Annotated in this window: 19 protein-coding genes; 2 read left to right on the top strand and 17 right to left on the bottom strand. The window is 36.0% G+C overall.

The features are described 5' to 3' along the window. Window positions 1-111: 111 nt before the first annotated feature. Window positions 112-840, top strand: a complete 729-nt coding sequence (locus G7082_RS11675) for a TraX family protein (RefSeq protein ID WP_166035229.1) — start codon at window positions 112-114, stop codon at window positions 838-840. A gap of 9 nt (window positions 841-849) precedes the next feature. Here the strand turns inward: G7082_RS11675 and G7082_RS11670 are convergent, their stop codons facing one another. Beyond that, complete coding sequence (locus G7082_RS11670) at window positions 850-1,749, bottom strand: helix-turn-helix transcriptional regulator (RefSeq protein ID WP_166035228.1); 900 nt, start codon at window positions 1,747-1,749, stop codon at window positions 850-852. Window positions 1,750-1,858: 109 nt separating this feature from the next. On the opposite strand from G7082_RS11670, the gene G7082_RS11665 reads away from it, so the two are divergent. Then, window positions 1,859-3,022, top strand: coding sequence for an iron-containing alcohol dehydrogenase (locus tag G7082_RS11665; RefSeq protein ID WP_166035227.1), 1,164 nt, complete (start codon window positions 1,859-1,861; stop codon window positions 3,020-3,022). Window positions 3,023-3,157: 135 nt separating this feature from the next. Here G7082_RS11665 and G7082_RS11660 read toward each other — a convergent pair whose 3' ends face one another. From G7082_RS11660 to G7082_RS11585, 16 genes are all read right to left on the bottom strand, one after another. After that, a complete protein-coding gene (locus G7082_RS11660) occupies window positions 3,158-3,682 on the bottom strand; it encodes a DUF4230 domain-containing protein (protein WP_166035226.1) in 525 nt (174 codons plus the stop codon). Window positions 3,683-4,209: 527 nt separating this feature from the next. Further along, complete coding sequence (locus tag G7082_RS11655) at window positions 4,210-4,542, bottom strand: metal-sulfur cluster assembly factor (protein WP_166035225.1); 333 nt, start codon at window positions 4,540-4,542, stop codon at window positions 4,210-4,212. A 295-nt stretch (window positions 4,543-4,837) separates the two neighbouring features. Then, a complete protein-coding gene (locus G7082_RS11650; RefSeq protein WP_166035224.1) occupies window positions 4,838-5,629 on the bottom strand; it encodes an acetyl-CoA carboxylase carboxyltransferase subunit alpha in 792 nt (263 codons plus the stop codon). A 6-nt stretch (window positions 5,630-5,635) separates the two neighbouring features. Beyond that, window positions 5,636-6,496: an acetyl-CoA carboxylase, carboxyltransferase subunit beta gene (accD, locus tag G7082_RS11645; protein ID WP_166035223.1), complete on the bottom strand. Its 861-nt coding sequence runs from the start codon at window positions 6,494-6,496 to the stop codon at window positions 5,636-5,638. 19 nt (window positions 6,497-6,515) lie between these two features. Then, window positions 6,516-7,874 carry an acetyl-CoA carboxylase biotin carboxylase subunit gene (locus G7082_RS11640; RefSeq protein WP_166035222.1) on the bottom strand — a complete coding sequence of 453 codons (1,359 nt, stop codon included), beginning with the start codon at window positions 7,872-7,874 and terminating at the stop codon, window positions 6,516-6,518. Between the two features lie 4 nt (window positions 7,875-7,878). After that, the gene (fabZ, locus tag G7082_RS11635) at window positions 7,879-8,307 is read right to left on the bottom strand and encodes a 3-hydroxyacyl-ACP dehydratase FabZ (protein ID WP_166035221.1); all 429 of its coding nucleotides are present in this window, start codon (window positions 8,305-8,307) and stop codon (window positions 7,879-7,881) included. 10 nt (window positions 8,308-8,317) lie between these two features. Continuing rightward, window positions 8,318-8,788 (bottom strand): acetyl-CoA carboxylase biotin carboxyl carrier protein, encoded by a 471-nt coding sequence (accB, locus tag G7082_RS11630; RefSeq protein WP_238842649.1) that lies wholly within the window; start codon window positions 8,786-8,788, stop codon window positions 8,318-8,320. A gap of 2 nt (window positions 8,789-8,790) precedes the next feature. Then, window positions 8,791-10,029, bottom strand: a complete 1,239-nt coding sequence (fabF, locus tag G7082_RS11625) for a beta-ketoacyl-ACP synthase II (RefSeq protein WP_166035220.1) — start codon at window positions 10,027-10,029, stop codon at window positions 8,791-8,793. Between the two features lie 10 nt (window positions 10,030-10,039). Next, a complete protein-coding gene (gene fabG, locus G7082_RS11620; RefSeq protein WP_166035219.1) occupies window positions 10,040-10,774 on the bottom strand; it encodes a 3-oxoacyl-[acyl-carrier-protein] reductase in 735 nt (244 codons plus the stop codon). Window positions 10,775-10,786: 12 nt separating this feature from the next. Next, window positions 10,787-11,722, bottom strand: a complete 936-nt coding sequence (fabD, locus tag G7082_RS11615; protein ID WP_166035218.1) for an ACP S-malonyltransferase — start codon at window positions 11,720-11,722, stop codon at window positions 10,787-10,789. Between the two features lie 12 nt (window positions 11,723-11,734). Continuing rightward, window positions 11,735-12,697 carry an enoyl-[acyl-carrier-protein] reductase FabK gene (gene fabK, locus G7082_RS11610; protein ID WP_166035217.1) on the bottom strand — a complete coding sequence of 321 codons (963 nt, stop codon included), beginning with the start codon at window positions 12,695-12,697 and terminating at the stop codon, window positions 11,735-11,737. 82 nt (window positions 12,698-12,779) lie between these two features. Continuing rightward, window positions 12,780-13,025: an acyl carrier protein gene (locus tag G7082_RS11605; RefSeq protein WP_166035216.1), complete on the bottom strand. Its 246-nt coding sequence runs from the start codon at window positions 13,023-13,025 to the stop codon at window positions 12,780-12,782. Between the two features lie 32 nt (window positions 13,026-13,057). Then, window positions 13,058-14,035 (bottom strand): beta-ketoacyl-ACP synthase III, encoded by a 978-nt coding sequence (locus tag G7082_RS11600; protein WP_166035215.1) that lies wholly within the window; start codon window positions 14,033-14,035, stop codon window positions 13,058-13,060. Between the two features lie 22 nt (window positions 14,036-14,057). Then, window positions 14,058-14,498: a MarR family winged helix-turn-helix transcriptional regulator gene (locus G7082_RS11595; protein ID WP_166035214.1), complete on the bottom strand. Its 441-nt coding sequence runs from the start codon at window positions 14,496-14,498 to the stop codon at window positions 14,058-14,060. A 221-nt stretch (window positions 14,499-14,719) separates the two neighbouring features. Next, entirely contained in the window at window positions 14,720-15,634 is a 915-nt protein-coding gene (locus G7082_RS11590) for a YitT family protein (RefSeq protein ID WP_166035213.1), read from the bottom strand. A 204-nt stretch (window positions 15,635-15,838) separates the two neighbouring features. Beyond that, entirely contained in the window at window positions 15,839-16,867 is a 1,029-nt protein-coding gene (locus G7082_RS11585) for a 3-deoxy-7-phosphoheptulonate synthase (protein ID WP_166035212.1), read from the bottom strand. Window positions 16,868-16,946 lie beyond the last annotated feature (79 nt).

The following is a 16,946-nucleotide window of genomic DNA, read 5'->3' as shown; positions in this document are numbered from 1 at the left end:
CATATTAAAAGAAACTAACAGGAATAACTATTATGATCCTTTAGAAAATGATATCCTTATTAAGTAAACGTTTTATCCTTTTAAAAGTATTAATGAATTTAGGAGCTTGTTATGCAAAAAAATTTTAATGCCTATCAACTTAAGCTTATCGCTATTCTCGCGATGATCATCAACCACTTTGGAAAAGCTTTTAATTTAGCCGAAATATCTAATTTTCTGTATTTCTTAACAGAAACGATTGGTAAATTAACCTTTCCAATTATGGCCTATTTTTTAGTTGAAGGTTTCTTTTATACAAAAAATTTTAAGAAATACCTTTTACGAATGGCACTATTTTGGTTGCTATCGATTTATCCATTCTATCTATTGTTTCACTCAGAAGTTTCTTTTTCGCCCATTGAATTTGCTAATAATATCTTCTTCACATTGATGTTAGGTCTCATCATGTTAAAAGTCACAGATACGATTTACAATGAGTGGTTAAATCTTTTAGTTATCATGATTTTTTCTAGTTTGACTTTGTATTCCGATTGGAACATGATTGGCATTTTGATGATTTACGGTTTCCAAAAAAACGCTGGATCGAAAGATAGAGTCAAAGGACCCTGTATTTTTATAACTTTTTGGCTATTTATTATGACCACTTTTGATTTTATTTATTTTCCAGAAACAAGCCATTGGTACATCCCATTGACTACTTTAGGCGTTTTACTTGTGATCCCCCTACTCCTAAGGTATACAGGAGAACGAGGGAAGAATACAATCTTTACCAAGTGGAGTTTTTATGTTATATATCCAGTGCATTTGGTTATTTTAATCATTCTAAAAAACTATCACTAAAAGTTTATATCAACTTTTAGTGATAGTTTCAGTGTTGTTTGGTATTTTTGATAATTCTGTTAGTTTTACGATCGTTTCTTTTTCAATTCCTAAGTAAACGACAAGTTGTGTATCAGGATATGCAGGAAGTAGTAACGTCGTCACATCTAATGTTAGATTTCCAACGATTGGGTGATATAACTTTTTATGTTTACTCTTAGGAGGTTCAATATCATAATTTTGCCACCACTCACCAAAGTCGGTAGAAACTATTTTTAATTGTTCAATGAATTCGTTATACCAATTCTCACCTACATAAGAACGACTACTATACCTAAACAAAGCAACAGAGCGCCTTGCTTCTGCTTGCCATTCAACCATCAATTCTTTTTGATAAGGATTTGTAAACATGGTCCAGATAAGATTTTTTTCTTGCCAAGGTAACGTATCATATGAAGTTATATTTGGGCTGACAAATAATTTGTAAGCATTTTGATTTCCTGCCACAAGGTTCCAACAACTATCAATAATGTAGGCTGGATTATCTCCAAAAGAGTCTAATATAGCTTGAACATCCTCTCTTTTAGGGTGATTTAACTTTCCAAGCTCTGGAATAGGTTGATTTTTAGCCAGTTCAAATAAATAGTCTTTTTCGGCTTTATCAAATACTAAAACAGTGGCAATACTGTTTAAAACCTCATCAGATACACTGATTGGACGGCCTTGTTCGAGCCAAGTATACCAAGATACACTCACACCGGCAATTTGAGCAAGCTCTTCTCTTCTTAATCCTGGTGTTCTTCTTCTTCCGGTAACTAAAACCCCAAAATCTTCGGGTTTAACTTTTTCTCTTCGTTGTCGTAAAAAAGCGCCCAACGCTTGTCTTCTAGCAGTTTCTAATTTTTCTAATTCACTATGATATTTTGTCATAGGATAATTACACTCCTTGTTAGCTAAAAATTGATTTGCCATAATGATACCACACAGAAGAAACTTAATTAGATAGTTCTTTTGAAAAAATACGAATAGAGGAATCTTTATGGAAAATTTTGAATTTCAAAACCCAACAAAAATTTTATTTGGTAAAAATCAACTAGAAAAGCTAAATCAAGAAATACCTAAAAATGCAAAAGTGCTAATCATTTACGGTAGTTCTAGTGCAGAAAAAAGCGGCTTACTGGACAATGTAAAAAAACAACTATCTGAATTTGATTATGATGAATATGGAGGAATTGAACCTAATCCAACATATGAAAAATTAATGGAAGTGGTCTTATTTGTCAAAAAAAATCAAATTAACTTCCTATTAGCTGTTGGTGGTGGTTCTGTCATCGACGGAGTTAAATTCATTGCGGCTGCTTCTTGTTTTGAAGAAGGAATTCCTTCAGATATTCTCATTAAGCAAATACCCGTGACAAAAGCATTACCACTAGGCACTGTTCTAACACTATCTGGCACAGGAACTGAGATGAATGGTGAGGCTGTTATCTCTGTTAAATCAGAAGGATCTAAAATTCCATTTCGTAGTCCAGTAATTTATCCTAAATTTTCAATACTTGATCCAACTTATACTTATAGTGCTCCTCTTAATCAGATAAGTAACGGGATTGTTGACACCTTTACTCATATTATGGAGCAATATTTAACCTATCCAGTCGATGCTTATGTTCAGGACCGGTTTGCAGAAAGTCTCTTAGTAACACTTATTGAAGAAGGTCCAAAAGTTCTCCACACACCAACAGATTATACATTACGTGCCAATCTAATGTGGGCATCTACCATGGCAATTAACGGAATAATTGGATCTGGCGTGCCACAAGATTGGTCAACTCATATTATCGGACATGCGATTACTGCTTCACACAACATTGATCATGGCAAAACCATGGGGGCTATTTTACCAGCTATCATGGAGGTTCAAAAAGAGGAAAAACGTGAGAAATTACTCCAATACGCCAAACGCGTTTGGAAAATTGAAAAAGGATCAGAAGAAGAGATGATTGCGCTAAGTATTTTTAAGACAAAAGAATTTTTTGAAATTATGGGCGTTTCTACCAAACTATCATCATACGGATTAGATCATACTATTATTCCTACTGTGATCCAATCACTGGAACCACTAACCGATTTAGGGATAACTTTAGGGGAAAGAGGATCGTTGACTTTGGATAAAGTAACACAAGTTTTAGAACTTAGTTTGTAGAATAATTTTTAAGCGATTAAAAAAGTATGAGATGTATAGCCCTGTCAAGGATAAACACATCTCATACTTTTTTGATAAATTTTACCATTTTTAATTGACGACACTTAAAATTCAGTTTCTATTTATCACTTTCTTTCATTTCTCTTTTTCAAAATTAATTCTCAATTTAGCCTTTGAGTCCACACTCTTTAAAATACTTTCATAATATTCTTTTGACTGCTCCTTCAACCATTCTTCATTCATTTTAATGTACTTATTTAAAGTTTTATTATTCATCGCTTTGTTTGCTAATTCATGTGTGTCTATATCTTCTGTTGTAAAACTCAAAAACTCACCTTTATTATCTAAGACTTTAAAATCTGGATTGCTAATACCTACAATAATAAATTCAGGTATTAAAATATCATATGTATTTTCTTCTGTTTTTGACTTTTTAATTTCAACTTTTTTTCCGTCAAAACCTAATTTCGCTTCGAAAGTTCCTTTTAAGTATGCTGTTTTCTCACTTAATGGAATATCTAAACCGAAAATAGTTCCCCCTTGCGTTTTATCATAAATATCAGTAATACTCAAACCTAAAACTGCTACTTGTTTCTGTTTAGTCATAGCTGTAACTACTTGAGTTTCAACTGAAGATTCTTCTTTTTCAAATAGTTTCATTTTTCCTAAAAAAACTCCTGACGCCCCTATTGCTAAGACGACTAAGAATATTAGCATTATTAGCCAGAGAGGTACTTTTATCTTAAAAAATTTTTTCAAAATCATTTATCTTTCCTCCTAGAAATACAACTTTATTATACTACATGTTATTAAAACAAAGTAATTGATTATTACAAAAAATTTTAAACGATTTAAAGTATAGTGAAAGATGATGTGAAAAATAACCTAATTAAGAAAATTTTACTACTTTTCCTCATCTAAATAATATCGACTATATTTTTTCATTTGCACAATATTAAAGAGCACCCTAATTCTCTACATATTCCTCATTTTTTGGCATAAAAAAAACTCCTTCATCAATTTTGAAAATTGATAAAAGAGTTCCCATAATTTTGTGTTTTAGTTTGCTTTTTAACCCAAAACCCACTCATTTGGTCTGGTATCCAAGTTTCATAAAATTGGCTTGGACTACTGACAAAAAATGTCATCAAACCCTAACAAAAACACCTGTAAACGTTGATATACCGCTACTTAATTCCCAACGATATCCTCGCATATCTGCTCATTCTATCTGTCGTCCACGCCGGATACCATACAAGTTTCACTTCAACTTCTTTAACTTCTTCCACTTCGCTCACAGCAAGGTGGATTTGTTCTGTGATAACGTCTGCTAAAGGACAACCCATTGTTGTTAAGGTCATCTTGATTTCACAGTAGCCATTATCATCTAAATTTACTTCATATATAAGGCCTAGATTAACAATATCAATTCCTAACTCTGGATCGATAACTGTTTCTAAAGAGGCTAAAATATCATCCTTGATTGTTTCTAATTGTTCGTCTGTCCATTTTTCGCTCATGTTTAGTGCTCCTCTCTATTTCTTCTCTATAATAACTGAGTTAAGTTCATTTGTAAACAAAGTAAGACGGATAATCAGGCAAGAAAAGAGGCTAACAAAAATGTCAGCCCCTACCTTGTTTAGATGAAGTTTTTACTGGTCATGGATAAAAACGCTTTTTTATCCACGCTATGTAGTCTGGGTTCAAAAGGCAGCTCCTGCGGCAACTTCGCAAATACTAATCAATCCGAAAAACGTGGATTGTTTAGTATTCACTCCAGTTGCTTGGAGCTAAACGCCATTTTCACCACTCTAATTAAAACTTCCTAAATCGTTCATATCTCTGTTCTATTAACTCTTCAGGAGTCATTTTACTTAACTCACTTATCTTAATTAATAGCTCTTCTTTCAAATTATCACAGATTTCTTCGGTGCTTAAGTTTTCTTCATCTCTTGTTTCTGGAATGATTTTCTCGATGACTTCTAGTTCTTTCAAGTCAAAAGAAGTCAGTTTCATCACTTCCGCTGCTTCTTCTGCGCGAGAGCTGTCTTTCCACAAAATAGAAGCAAATCCTTCTGGTGAGAGGATGGAGTAAATACTATTTTCTAGCATCCACACCTCGTTAGCAACTGCAATGGCAATCGCACCACCACTACCACCTTCACCTGTAAAAATCGAAATGATTGGCACTTTTAATTGACTCATCTCATAAAGATTATTAGCAATCGCTTCACCTTCACCACGTTCTTCTGCTTCAATCCCACAAAAAGCTCCTGGGGTATTCACAAAAGTAATGATTGGACGATTAAATTTCTCTGCTTGCTTCATAAGTCTCAAAGACTTTCGGTATCCTTCTGGACTTGGTGAACCAAAATTAGTAGCCAAGTTTTCTTCCAAATTTTTACCTTTTTGAATCCCAATAACCGTGACAGGTAACTCGCCTAAAAAAGCGACACCACCTACAATTGCCCCGTCATCTCCGTAATATCGATCCCCATGAAATTCTGTAAATGAATCAAAGATTGACTCGAAAAACTCTAAAGATGTGATTCGATTGGCATCACGAGCTATTTTGACAATCTCGTTAGCTGTTTTTGTTCTTTCCATGACTCACTACTCCTTTCCTTGGTGAAATGATAATAAAAGTGTTAAGGTTTCTCTTAATTCAGATCGAGGGACAATTCTATCAATAAAGCCTTTTTCTAATAAGAACTCTGCTTTTTGAAAGTCATCAGGTAATTTTTGTCTAATCGTTTGCTCAATAACTCGACGACCTGCAAAACCAATCATTGTTTGTGGTTCAGCAATAATAATATCCCCTTGCATGGCAAAACTAGCCGTCACACCACCTGTTGTTGGGTCTGTAAGGACGGGAATATAAAGTAAGCCAGCTTCACTATGACGTTTCACTGCGCCAGATATTTTGGCCATTTGCATTAAGGACATAATACCCTCCTGCATTCTGGCGCCACCTGAAGCGGTAAACATAATCACTGGTAAGTTCAAAAATCTCGCTTTTTCAAAAGCACGAGTAATTTTCTCGCCTACCACACTGCTCATACTTCCCATAATAAATTGACTATCCATCACACCAATTACCACATCAAAACCACCGATTTTAGCTTTTCCTGTCAGAACAGCCTCATCAAGTCCTATCTTTTCCTTAGCAATTGACACTTTTTTTTCATAATCTGGGTAGTTAATCGGGTTTTTAAAAGCAATATCTGTATCCCAAACTTCAAAACTATCCTCATCTACAATCAAGGATAGTCGTTGTTTTGCTCCAATTCTAAAACCATAGCCACAATGATGACAAGTTCTTTCTGCCCCTAACTCTTTTTTATGTAGGGCTTTATGACAACTAGGACATTTCTCCCAAGAGCCATCTGGAACAAAAGGTTTTTGTTGATTGGTTTCTTCTTGCGTTTGGGACGGAGTGATACGAATATATTCTCTTTTTTTAAATAGCCCCATATCTCTCCTCCTCCATCATTTAATGATTCCAATTTGGTAAAAATGTTTCTTGTAAAAAGCTTGTATCATAAACACCTTTTAACACGTCAGGATGTGTAATCAAATCAAGTTGAAAATCTTGATTCGTTAACAATCCTTCTGTCACAAGTTCGGACAAAGCACGTTGCATTTTGGCTAGAGCTTCCACACGAGTTTCTCCATGAACAATCACCTTAGCAATCATCGAATCATAGTAAGGTGGAATTGTATAGCCATTATAAACTGCACTATCCACTCGAAGTCCTAAACCACCACTTGGTAATAAAAGATTAGACACGGTTCCAGGAGAAGGCGCGAAATTAAATGAGGGATTTTCTGCATTAATTCGGCATTCAATGGAATGTCCTTTTAACTTAATATCCTCTTGTGATAACGTTAAAACTTCACCTGAAGCAATTTTTAATTGCCACTTCACGATATCAACTCGTGTGACCATTTCAGTGACTGGATGCTCCACTTGGATTCTTGTGTTCATTTCCATGAAATAAAACTGGTTGTCTTGATCAACTAGAAACTCGATCGTTCCAGCATTCTCATAACTCACAGCACTCGCTGCTTTTAAGGCTGCGGCTCCCATTTTTTGGCGCAACTCTTCGGATAAGCCATAGGCCGGTGCTTCTTCTAGAACTTTTTGATTACTTCTTTGGAGGGAACAATCTCTTTCTCCTAGATGAATCACATGACCAAAACTATCTCCTAAGATTTGAACTTCAATATGGCGAGCAGGATAAATTATTTTCTCAATGTACATTTGACCGTTACCAAAAGCTGCCAATGCTTCTTGTTGAGCTGATTGGAACTGGGCTTCTAATTCATCTTCTTTCAATACTTTACGAATCCCTTTTCCACCACCACCAGCCGCAGCTTTTAGCATGACAGGATAACCTATAGAATCAGCAATTTCTTTTGCTTCTTTCATGGTGGAGACTTCACCGTCACTTCCTGGAATAACAGGAACTTTCGCTTCAATCATCAATTTTCTCGCATTAATTTTATTCCCCATGGCATCAATTGTTTCTGCCTTTGGACCAATAAACTTAATTTGGCATTCTTCACACATCTCAGCAAACATACTGTTTTCAGCTAAAAATCCAAAGCCAGGATGAATCGCCTCAGCTCCACTAACAATCGCTGCACTTAAAACGTTGTGCATGTTTAGATAAGAGTCGGTTGCCTTAGCTGGACCGATACAAATCGCTTCGTCTGCCATCTCAACATGCAAGGCTTCTTTATCTGCCTCAGAGTAAACCGCCACTGTTTTAATTCCTAATTCTTTACAGCCGCGAATAATTCTAACGGCGATTTCTCCTCGATTGGCAATTAAAACTTTATTAAACATAGGCTTACGCTCCAATAATAAATGTCATTAAAGCTGTACAAACTTTTTTACCTTCAACAGATGCCGTTGCTTTACCAACACCAATGTTACCTTTTTGTTTAATGATTTCCATTTCCATCACTAATACATCACCTGGAACAACTTTTTGACGGAATTTCACTTTATCAATACCACCTAAGTAACCAGTTTGACCTTGGAATTCTTCACTCTTAAGTAAAGGAATTGAACCTGTTTGAGCTAAGGCTTCTAAAATTAAAACGCCAGGCATAACGGGTTCTCCTGGGAAATGTCCTGGGAAGAAACTTTCGTTATAAGTCACGTTTTTAATCGCTTTAACATATTTTCCTGGTTCTAATTCAGTTACCTTATCTACCATCATGATTGGGTAGCGGTTTGGGATAATTTCCATAATTTCTTGTACATTTAATTGCATAGTAATCCTCCTAGGCGATACGGAATAAGGTTTGACCAAATTCAACGACATCTTCATTTTCTATTAGTATTTCAGTAACCACACCGGCTACATCGCTTTTTATTTCATTCATAATTTTCATGGCTTCAACGATACATAAGGTATCTCCCACGGCTACTGTATCACCAACACTCACAAAACTCGGAGCACTTGGATCACTTGATGTGTAAACAACACCCACGATAGGGGAAGTAACTGGCTCACCTTCAGCAACTGCAGTAGTTTCAGATAACACTTGAGAAGCTTGTTCGACCACTTCTTTTGTTTGCGTTACAACTGGCGCTTCAACAGTTGGCGTTGGAACACTTACAGTTTGGACTTTTTCACGACTTGTTTCATTTTTGCTTAAGTAAAGACTTAACTCGTCTTGTTTCAAATCTAATTCACGAATATTACCAGCTTCAAAAAGCTCTAGTAATTCTTTAATATCTGAGAATGACAAAATTACTCACCTCGCCATTTCTTCATGCAGATCACAGCGTTGTGACCACCAAAGCCTAAAGAGTTACTTAAAGTGTATTCCACTTCTTGTTTACGTCCAACTTGTGGCACGTAATCTAAATCGCAACCAACGCCCGGATTTTCTAAACCAATTGTTGGTGGAATAAAGTCTGCTTCAAGGGCTGCTAAACAAGCGATCGCTTCAACCGCTCCTGCTGCTCCTAATAAATGTCCGACCATACTTTTCGTACTTGAAACAGGGACATTTTTAGCTTCTTCACCTAAAGCATATTTGATTGCCGTCGTTTCACCACTATCATTGGCTGGTGTACTTGTTCCGTGAGCATTGATATAGCTAACTTGGCTTGGAGTGATTCCTGCTTCGTCCATCGCTAATTTCATACATTTACCCGCTCCAGAACCATCTGGATTAGGACTTGTAATATGATATGAGTCTCCGTTTGTTCCATAACCGACGATTTCACCGTAAATCTTAGCCCCACGTTTTAACGCATGCTCTAATTCTTCTAAAACAATCACGGCACTCCCTTCACCCATAACAAAACCACTACGGTCTTTATCAAAAGGAATAGAGGCACGATTTGGGTCAGTTGCGGGTGTTAACGCAGTCAATGAAGCAAATCCAGAAATACCAATTTCACAGACAGTAGCTTCTGCCCCACCTGCTAAAATCGCATCTGAGTAACCATGTTTAATGTTGCGGAAGGCTTCACCAATCGCATTAGTTGCTGAGGCACATGCCGTCACAATTGACGAACAAATTCCTTTAGCGCCAACTTTGATTGAAATATTTCCCGCAGCCATGTTACCAATAGCCATTGGTACAAAGAATGGTGCCACACGTTTTGGCCCTTTATCGTGCATTCTGATTACTTGGTTTTGAATTGTTTCCATTCCACCAATTCCAGAACTCACAATAACACCTAAACGATCTGCATCGATTTCATCTATTTTTAAGCCACTATCTTCCATAGCTTGGGTTGCTGCAGCAATACCATAAACAGAAAACATATCCATTCTTTTGGCTTCTTTTTTCTCCATATATAAAGTAGGATCGAAATCTTTCACCTCAGCGGCAACTGTGATACCTGTTTGACTGGCATCAAAGCGTTTGATTGGGGCAATCCCATTTTTTCCAGCTAAAACATTCTTTTTGAATTCTTCTGCTGTATTTCCTAAAGGTGTCACTGCACCCATTCCTGTTACTACAACTCGTCTCATGAGTTACCTCCTAGCCATTCATAACCATGCCACCATCAACGTTGATGACCTGACCTGTGATGTATTTGTTTGTCGCTAAAAAGACAGCGGCTCTTGCGATATCTTCCACTTGTCCTAATTTTTTCAAAGGAATTTGAGCAATCGTTGCTTCTTTCACTTTGTCACTTAAAACATCTGTCATGTCTGTTTCAATAAATCCTGGAGCAATCGCGTTACATGTAATGCCGCGAGATGATAATTCACGAGCAACTGATTTTGTTAAACCAATGACACCTGCTTTACTGGCTGCATAGTTCGCTTGACCTGCGTTCCCCGTTAAACCAACCACACTAGACATATTAATAATCGTGCCAGATTTTTGTTTTAACATAATACTTGAAGCGTGTTGAATCGTGTTAAATGTTCCTTTAAGGTTCACGTTAATCACTGAATCAAACTCTTCTTCTTTCATTCGCATTAATAACATATCACGAGTAATACCCGCATTATTGATTAACACGTCTACCGATCCAAAGACTTCTTTTGCTTCTGTAATCAGTTTTTTAGCTTCTTCAAAATATTGAATATCCCCTAAAACCACATGTGTTTTAACTCCATAAGATTCAATTTCAGAAATTAATTCTTGATCGATTTCTTTTCTTGCGTTTAATACAATATTGGCGCCTTGTTTGGCAAATTCAAGCGCTAATCCACGACCGATTCCTCTTGAACTTCCAGTAATAACTACTGTTTGATTTTTTAACAAGTTGTCATCTCCTTAATCCTTAGCTAATCGTTCTGATAAGCGGTTTAATGTTTTTATGTCTTCCACGTTTTGGATGATCATTTTTTTATTGATTTTCTTAATGAAGCTACTTAATGTTTTTCCAGGTCCAATTTCGATAAACGTATCCACACCTGATTCAATCATGGTGTTAATACAATCCTCAAAATAGACTGGTGACATGACTTGCTTTGTTAAAGTTTCTACTAAAGCATCTCTTTCAGAAATAACAGCTCCCGTTACATTAGTAACAACTGGAATCTTCATCTCTTTAAATGAGACTTTCTTTAAAACTACTTCTAATTGCTGTGCTGCTGTTTCTAATAAAGGTGTATGGAAAGGTCCACTTACTTTTAAAGGAATGACACGTTTAGTGCCAGCTTCCCTTAAGAGTTCTTCTGCTTTTTCTACACCTTCTTTATAGCCACCAATCACAATTTGTCCTGGCATATTAAAGTTAGCAGGATAGACACCTTTAACTTTTGATGCTTCTAAACAAGCTGATTGAATCGTTTCACGATCTAATCCCATCACGGCTGTCATGGCACCCACACCTTGAGGAACCGCTTCTTGCATCAACTTACCTCGTTTATTCACCAAGGTAATAGCTTCCTCAAAAGTTAAGGCACCACTTTCAACTAATGCTGTGTACTCACCTAAACTTAATCCCGCTACAACAGCTGGTTTAATCTTAAGTTCACTTTTAACTATCTCAGAAATTGCCACACTCATCGCTAAAATAATGGGTTGTGTGTATTCAGTGAGGTTTAATTTTTCTTCATCCTCAAACATAATTTCAGCAATGTTGACTCCTAAAATATCACTGGCTTGATCTATTCTATTTTTGAAATATTCTGACTCTTCGTAAAAATTCTTTCCCATGCCAAGGTATTGTGCACCTTGACCACTAAATACAAATCCGATTGTCATGTTTGACTCCTTTTAGCTCCAAACTTTAGAGCGTTCGTTTAATACTTGTTTTGTTTCTATCATTAACTCTTGAATAATTTCAGCACAACTTTGAGTGTCGGTTTTAATCATCCCAGCAATTTGACCTGCCATCATGGAGCTGTTTTTAGTGTCTCCATCGATTACCGCACGTTTTAGAGCACCTTTTCCTAATTCTTCTAAACGATCAAAATCAGGAGTTTCTTGACCACCTTCAAAACGTTCTGCTTTTTCAAATTCTTTGGTTAATTTATTTTTTAAACCACGAACTGGATGCCCTGTTAACATCCCTGTAATCACTGTATCAATATCTTTCGCTTTAACCACTTTTTCTTTAAAGTTTTCATGGGCAATCGATTCAGTGGAAACTAAGAAACGTGTTCCAAGTTGAACAGCTTCTGCCCCTAGCATCAAAGCTGCGGCAACACCACGTCCGTCTCCAATCCCGCCAGCTGCGATAACTGGAATCGAAACGGCATCGACAACTTGTGGAACTAAGGTCATGGTCGTTGACTTACCGATATGTCCCCCACCTTCCATACCTTCAACAACCACTGCGTCTGCCCCAACTTTTTCCATACGGCGAGCTTGCGCCACTGAAGCAACCACTGGAATAACAATAATTCCTGCTTCTTTAAAGCGTTTCATGTAATTTCCAGGTGATCCAGCACCTGTTGTAATCACTTTTACTTTTTCTTCTATTACTAAATCAATAATATCTTCAACAAAAGGTGACATCATCATGATATTTACGCCAAATGTTTTATCCGTCAATTTCTTAGCAATATCAATTTTTTCTTTAATAATTTCTTTGGGTGCATGTCCTGATGCAATCAGTCCTAACCCACCAGCGTTTGCCACAGCACTCGCTAATTTTTCTTCTGCTACCCAAGCCATTGCTCCTTGAAAAATTGGATAATCTATATCTAACATCTCACATAATCTTGATTTTTCCATCAGTTCACCCTCTCAATTGCCTTTAAAAAAATAGCTCATAAAGTCAGTGACTTTACAGCTATTTTCTCTATTTTTATTTAAATTAGTTATTTTCTGCTATTTGTTTGTCAACGAACTTCACTAGGTCTTCAACAGTGTTTAAACCTTCGTCAGTTTCAATTTTAACGTCTGAATCTTCGAATGCGTCTTCGATATCATTCATGATTTGGAATAAATCTAAACTGTCCGCTTCTAATTCTTCACGGAAATTTGTTGTTAATTGTACTTCTTCTTCTTCTTTACCTAATTGATCCACGATGATTTCTTGAATTTTTGCAAATGTTGACATAATAATTTTCCTCCAATAATGGTTATATTTTTTTATAATTTCAGTAAGATACTTCCCCAGGTCAACCCAGCACCGTAGCCAGTTAGCATTAGTTTCTGATGACTCCCTAGAGTTAAGGTTCCCTTTTCAAGTTCATCAACGAGAAGTAGGGGAACAGAGGCAGCCGACGTATTGCCGTAATACTGCACATTGTGTAACATTTTAGACATTGGAATTTTAGTTTTTTTAGCAATCGCTTCTAAAATTCGAATGTTTGCCTGATGGGCTAAGCAATAATCTAGCCCCTCTTTAAAATCTAAGTTTAGACTTAAGGTTTCAAGCATATTTTTGGAAACGTCTCTTAGTGCGAAATCAAATATCTGTTTTCCTTCCATTTTCATTCCTTCCGACTTATTGTCAGTCGGCTTTTTAAATGGATTTTGATTGATATTTTCTTTAGCGAATAAAGCCATTCCCCGAGTACCATCTGATTGAAGTTTTTCTTCAAAGAACTTCTGAGTGGTTGATGTGTTTTCTAATAACACACCCGCTGCTCCGTCTCCAAATAGTACCGCTGTACTTCTGTCTTCCCAATTAAGCATGGTTGACATTGTTTCAGCACCAATCACTAATCCTCTTTGGTATTTTCCACTTGATAAAAATTTTTCAGCGGTGGAAAGGGCAAAGATAAAACCAGAACAGGCTGCATTAATGTCTAAACAAAAAGCATTTTTTGCTCCAATATTATTTTGAACCAAACAAGCAGTCGATGGTGTGCCGTAATCTGCAGTCATTGTCGCAATAATAATAAAATCTAAACTTAATACATCTAATTCTTTAACGAGCTGTTTGGCTACTCCTGTGGCAAGATCACTCGTTGTTTCTTCTATAGAAATACGACGTTCTCTGATACCTGTTCTTGAAGCAATCCATTCATCACTTGTCTCCATGATTTTTGATAAATCATCATTTGTTACTTTATTAGATGGTAAGTACTTTGCCACCCTCGTGATTTGAGGATACAACTGCATAACATTACAACTCCTTACTCGTCTAATAATATTTCTTTAGAAAATTGTGAAGACTTTTTAATCCTCTTACAAGGGCTTCTTTCTCTTCTCCTGCCATATCTTCTAAGGCAGCTTCAACCATTTTTTTATGGAATAGCTGATGAGATCTGTAAAACAGACGACCTCGATTTGTCAACTTCAAGCGGACAATTCGTCTATCTGAATCACTTCTCACACGATCAACATATCCTTTTTTCACCAAATTATTCACAGCCACCGTTAAGGTACCGACTGTTACAGATAACTCCTTTGCTACTTCTCCTGTTGTTTTACTCTCACCCATACCAATTGCCTCAATTGTATGCATCTCTTTGATTGATAAATCAGAAAAGCTGCTCTTTTTAAGTTCCGACTCTTCAATCGTCAAAATGTCATTAAAGACTCTTACTAGCTGGGCATTGACGAGATTCATCTTATCATCCATTTCAAATGCCTCTTTCACTATTAGTTTGATAATCAAAGTATATGGGTAAAAAAAAGAAAAAGCAACGAAAAAATAGTTTGATAATCAAATGATTTGATAATCAAAGTATATGTAATGCGTTAATAAATTGCAAGCTTTTTTTATTATAAAATTAGAAATTCATTTAGAAGCATTGATATCAAAGGATTTTAAACCTAAAAAAAAACAAGCGACAAAGAGCATTATTGCTCTTTCATCGCTTCTCTCATCATTTTTTTCTTTTCATTTTGTTGATCTTCGTTCCAGAAACTTCCGAAAACAGTTTGTGTTGGAAGAATATTTATAAAAGCATTTTGATCCACCATGCGCACAGCTTGTTCTAATGCATAAAGTTCATATTTGGTAACAACCATCATAATCACTGTTACCTCTTTTCGAGAATAAACGCCTGTTCCAGGTAAAAGTGTCATCCCACGAACAATTTCATCTTGAATCGATTTAATCGCTTCTTCTGGTTTGGAGGTCATAATAAAGGCGGTCACTTTTTGATGGCTTGTATGAATCATATCCACTACTTGTGTGGTACAGAAAATCGAAATAATTGTAAAGAGTGCTGATTCCCAGTCGAAAACAAAACCTGCTGTTCCAATAATAAAGACGTTGATAAACATCATTAGAGAGCCTACTGTACGTCCAGTTGTTTTTGCTAACACAAGAGAAACGATATCCATTCCACCTGTACTAAAACCGTATTTCATTGTCGTTCCAACGGCTACCCCTGTTAAAACACCACCGACAATCCCGTTCATCATTTGGTTATCTGTAATTTCTGTGACAGGAATAATTAACGTCATCACAGTAACAGAAACCACTGTAAGTAAACTATAAATCGTTGCTGATTTTCCAAGCTTGATCCAACCTAAGACTGCAATGGGCACATTCATAATAAATATCAAAATCCCAGTATCCATCTTTATATTATACTCTCCAAGTATCCCCGAAAGTAATTGTGCAATCCCGTTCACACCAGCTGAGAAAACATTGGCTGGTATTAAAAACAAATTCAAAGCAACTGCTAGTACAATACCAGCAAAGACAACAATAATACTCTTTTTAATCATCTCATTTTTTTGATAAGCTTTTTTAATATGTCCCATTTTTTATCCTCCTTAATCTATCTATCCTGATAAGATTAACAATTAAACACAAAAAAAGAAAGAAGAATTTCTTCTTTTTCCTTTTTTTCTTAACATTGTTTAATGTTTAGTCTGGTTTTATTAATCTTCTTAAATTTTCACTTCATATTACTAAAATCATTATGATCAATAAATTAGCTGTTACTTTTAATAAAAAGAGGTTAGTTATTTATTCTTCGCTAATTTGTACAATAGTTTTTCAGTTTCTTGCCAACCTAAGCACGGATCTGTGATGGATTGTCCGAACAATGCTTCCTCAACTTCGGCTCGACCATTTTCTAAGAAACTCTCGATCATAAATCCTCTGACAAGTGGTTTTAATTCTTGATTCCACTCTCTGTGAGCTAACACTTCATTGACGATTCTCACTTGTTCTAAATGCTGTTTTCCTGAATTATCATGATTGGTATCGATCACTACAAAAGGATTTTTTAAATCAGATTGTTTGTATTGCTCAGAAACCTTTACTAAATCTTCGTAGTGATAATTAGGTATATTTTTCCCGTAACTATCCAAACCACCCCTTAAAACAACATGAGCATATGGATTAGAACTTGTTTTAACTTCTTGATTGTTAAAAATAAATTCTTGTGATTGTTGGGCTGCATAAACCGAGTTGAACATCACACTTAAATGACCACTCGTTGGATTTTTCATTCCCACAGGTTGATCACTTCCACTTGCCACAAAACGGTGCTGTTGGTTTTCAACAGATCGTGCACCTACAGCAATATAACTAATTAGATCTTCAACAAACTCTAAATTTTCAGGATACAGCATCTCATCTGCTGTTGTTAAGCCTGTTTCACTTAACACACGGTGGTGGATTTGTCGAACAGATTGAATCCCTTGCACTAAATTTATTTTCCCATTGGCACTCGGTTGATGTAACAATCCTTTATACCCATCCCCATTTGTTCTTGGCTTGTTCGTATAGATTCGAGGAATAATAAAAACTTCGTTCTCGATTTTTTCTTGTAGTTTGCTAAGTAAATGAGTGTATTCCAAAACTGCCTCTTCGTCATGAGCAGAACAGGGACCAATAATAGCTAACAATCGATCGTCTTTCCCTGATAAAATATTCTTTAATTCTAAATCTCGTTCTGCTTTTCTTTTTTTATCAATTCCCGATAATCGATAACTTTTTAACAGCTCTTTTTTGTCAATTTCTTGACTAATATATTCAAATCCCATAACTTAACCTCCATTTTTTTGTAAATAAAGAGAGGGTGGCATTTTTGTCGCCATCCTCACTTCATTACTACTTCTGTAA

This window comes from Vagococcus hydrophili, assembly GCF_011304195.1.
Taxonomy (GTDB): domain Bacteria; phylum Bacillota; class Bacilli; order Lactobacillales; family Vagococcaceae; genus Vagococcus; species Vagococcus hydrophili.
The sequence above is the reverse complement of the archived record's forward strand: the minus strand, read 5'-3'. Positions and strand labels throughout refer to the sequence as shown.